The sequence below is a fragment of the Streptomyces altiplanensis genome, from assembly GCF_053591575.1.
In genome coordinates, this window is the sequence record NZ_JBSFUB010000207.1 from 1 (window position 1) to 3308 (window position 3308).

Genomic DNA, 3308 nt, shown 5'->3' on the forward strand with positions numbered 1-3308 from the left:
AAGCGCAACACCGTCGAACGAGCCATCAACCGCCTGAAGGGCTTCCGCGCCGTCGCCACCCGCTACGAGAAACGCGCCTACATCTACCTCGGCACGGCGCTGTCACGTTGGCTGACCGGGTGGGATGATTTTCTGGTTGGTCGTGCTGGGAGGAGTCGTCCGTGGACAGCGCACCGCCGTCGTACAAGGGGCACCGGTACCCGGTCGAGATCATCGCGCACTGCGTGTGGCTGTACTTCCGCTTTCCGCTCAGCTTCCGCGAGGTGGAGGAGCTGATGCTCGAACGTGGCGTGGTCGTCTCCCACGAGACGGTCCGGCGCTGGTGCGCGAAGTTCGGGCAGGGCTACGCCAACGGCCTGCGCCGGCGGCCCCGGCCCGGGGACAAGTGGCACCTGGACGAGGTCTTCATCAAGGTCAACGGAGAGCAGAAGTACCTGTGGCGGGCTGTCGACCAGGATGGGATGGTGCTGGACGTTCTCATGCAGGACCGCCGGGACACCGCCGCGGCCAGGCGGTTCTTCCGTCGCCTGCTGAAGAAGACGTGTTCGGTGCCGCGGGTGGTGGTCACCGACAAGCTCCACTCCTACGGGGCGGCCCACCGTGAGGTCATGCCGTCGGTCGAGCACCGTGCCCACAAGGGTCTGAACAACCGGGCCGAGAACAGTCACCAGCCCACCCGGCAGCGCGAACGCGCGATGAAAGGCTTCCGCAGCGTCGGGACCGCCCAGCAGTTCCTGTCCGCGTTCAGCGGGATTTCACCCCACTTCCGACCCCGGCGCCACCTGATGGCCGCCGCCCGCTACCGAGCCGAGATGACCATCCGTTTCGCCATCTGGAACCAGATCACCGGCGCCATCGCCCCACCTGCCGCGGCCTGACCCAAAACTGCCACTCGGCCTCACCCCACCCGACACACCGTCAGGCACTCACACACTCAACAACGTGACAACGCCGTCACTACAGACAACGCGGACACACTCCTTAACTGTGATTGCAGTACTAGGTGTCGGCGTTCGCCGCCATCAGGGTGTGCAGCCCGTTGCGCAGCATCTCGCTGCTGGCGTCGCCGAACAGTGCCTGCTGGACGATGTATCCCTGCACCAGGGCCATCAGGGTGCGCACGACGTGGTCGGTGGGGACGTTGGCGGGCAGCTGGCCTGCGTCCCGGTAGGCCCGGACCAGCTCGCTCCACACCACATGCATGTCCTCGTATCCCCGCCGGAGGGTGATGGCGAGCGGTTTGCTGCGCAAACATTCGCCCCACACCTGCAGGATCAGCTCGGCGAAGGCGCCGGTACTCTCGGCGCCTGCCCGGTGCGCCTGCTCTTCCAGCACGCGGCTGAACACGCCGCTGAGCACCTCGTCGAGCGGGCGTATCGAGGTCTCCTGGGTGGCGCTGGCGAAGGCATCGCGCATCGAGGTGAACGCCTCGACGGCTACCGCCTGGATCAGTTCCTCTTTGCTGTCGAAGTAGCGGTAGACGGCGCCGGCCGACAGATCCGCTTCCTTGAAGACGTCCTGCATGGACGTGGCGTGGAAGCCGTTGCGGGTGAAGCAGCGGCGGGCGCCGGCGATGATCTGCTGCCGCCGGGCGTCGAGGTGCGCTTGGGATACACGTGCCATGTCGCCACGTTAAAACGAGCGTTCCTTCTTGACAAGCAACTCCAACCCGTCTCAGAGTGAGAATCATAAAACGAACGATCCTTCTCTGTTGAGCGAGGCATCCCATGTCACACGGACGCAACATGATCACCGTCGTCCTTCTGGTCCCCACCGTGATCGCGTTCGCCCTGTGGGCGTTCCTGTGGCCAAACGCCCGCCTCGAACCACGCGACCTGCCACTCGGCGTCGCCGGGCCCGCCCAGGCCACCGCACCGGTCAAGACGCAGATGGAGCAGCGCGACGGCGCCTTCGAGGTGCACACCTACGCGGACGAAGCCGCCGCCCGCACCGCCATCGAAGAGCGCGAGATCTACGGCGCCGTCGTGGTCACCCAGCAGGGCCCGCAGCTGCTGACCGCCTCCGCCGCCAGCCCGGCCGTGGCGCAGTTGCTCACCGATGCCGTCGGAGAACAAGGCAGTCGGCCCATGCCGACGAAGGATGTCGTCGCGCTGCCCGAGCAGGACCCACGCGGCACCGCGCTCAACGCCAGCGTGCTGCCCATGGCGTTGGCCGGAATCGCCATGGGCGGTGCCGTCACCGCACTCGGCCTGCGCGGCACCCGCGCTGCGACCGCCGTCCTCGGTACCGCCACCGCGATCGGGCTCGTCGCCGCCGGCATCGCGCACAGCTGGCTCGGCGCGCTGGCCGGTGACTGGTGGGCCGAGGCCGGCGCCTTTGCCCTCGTTGCCCTGGCCGGCGGCGCGACGGTCGCAGGCCTGGCTGCGCTGCTCGGCACCGGCGGAATCGGCCTGGGCGCGCTACTGCTGATGCTGCTCGGCAACCCGTTCTCCGGCGTTTCCACCGCCCCACAGCTCCTGCCCGAACCGGCCGCCACTCTCGGCCAGTGGCTGCCGCCCGGCGCCGGTGGCCAGCTGCTCCGCTCGGTCTCCTACTTCGACGGCAACGCCGTCGGCGGACCTCTGGTCACCCTCGGCATCTGGGGCCTGCTGGGGCTGTCCCTGATCTGGCTCGGCGCGCTGGTCAAGCGCCGCCACGCCACCGGCTGGCCCGACTCCAACGCCGAGCTGCGGCCTGCGGCAAGCCCCGTCTGAAGCCGGCCTGGCCGTGGGCGCTGGCGGATCACCACGACCACGGCCGCCGACCAGGGCCGACGGTCCGCGGACGCTGACCGGCCGCACATCTTCGCATCCCAAGAGCCAGCCACCACCGGAAGGGGGACAGCCATGAACTGAGGTGACTCCCGTGGTGTGGACACTCTGATAATGGATCTTGTAGGTCCGAGGAAGGGTGTCCTGGGGGGACGGAAGTCTCCATATCCGGTGGAGTTCAGGAACGACGCGGTGGCTTTGTACCGCGCGAGGGGTGGGAAGCGGACGTATGCCGCTGTCGCCGCGGACGGCGGGGTGACCGGCGAGACGCTGCGCAGTTGGGTCCGGCAGGCCGACGAGGCCGCCGGCCGTGGGCAGGTCCGTGGTGAGAAGGCGGCAGAGGATCGGGACGAGGAACTGGTGAGGCTCCGGGCCGAACTCGGCCGGTTGCGCAAGGCCGAGAAGGAGTGGGAACTCGAGCGGGAGATCCTGCGCCGGGCGGCCTAGGCACTGTTTCTCGGATCATGTTCGGAGCCAGATGATGAGGGCTGCGAGGGTGACGGTGCCGAGGTAGATGTAGGCGCGTTTCTCGTAGCG

3 protein-coding genes and 2 pseudogenes are annotated in these 3308 nt (G+C 68.0%); 4 read left to right on the forward strand and 1 reads right to left on the reverse strand.

Annotated features, from left to right (window positions below):
- Both ACWD0Y_RS36400 and ACWD0Y_RS36405 read left to right on the forward strand, forming a co-directional pair.
- Window positions 1–90 (forward strand): annotated as a pseudogene (locus ACWD0Y_RS36400) (IS5-like element ISMra2 family transposase); the annotation flags it as partial.
- 71 nt (window positions 91–161) lie between these two features.
- Window positions 162–878 carry an IS6 family transposase gene (locus ACWD0Y_RS36405; RefSeq protein WP_450264536.1) on the forward strand — a complete coding sequence of 239 codons (717 nt, stop codon included), beginning with the start codon at window positions 162–164 and terminating at the stop codon, window positions 876–878.
- Window positions 879–999: 121 nt separating this feature from the next.
- Here ACWD0Y_RS36405 and ACWD0Y_RS36410 read toward each other — a convergent pair whose 3' ends face one another.
- Window positions 1000–1623, reverse strand: a complete 624-nt coding sequence (locus ACWD0Y_RS36410) for a TetR/AcrR family transcriptional regulator (protein WP_450264537.1) — start codon at window positions 1621–1623, stop codon at window positions 1000–1002.
- 104 nt (window positions 1624–1727) lie between these two features.
- Here ACWD0Y_RS36410 and ACWD0Y_RS36415 point away from each other — a divergent pair, with 104 nt between their 5' ends.
- Both ACWD0Y_RS36415 and ACWD0Y_RS36420 read left to right on the forward strand, forming a co-directional pair.
- Entirely contained in the window at window positions 1728–2714 is a 987-nt protein-coding gene (locus ACWD0Y_RS36415) for an ABC transporter permease (protein WP_450264538.1), read from the forward strand.
- A 171-nt stretch (window positions 2715–2885) separates the two neighbouring features.
- A pseudogene (locus ACWD0Y_RS36420) lies at window positions 2886–3211 on the forward strand (transposase); the annotation flags it as partial.
- Window positions 3212–3308 lie beyond the last annotated feature (97 nt).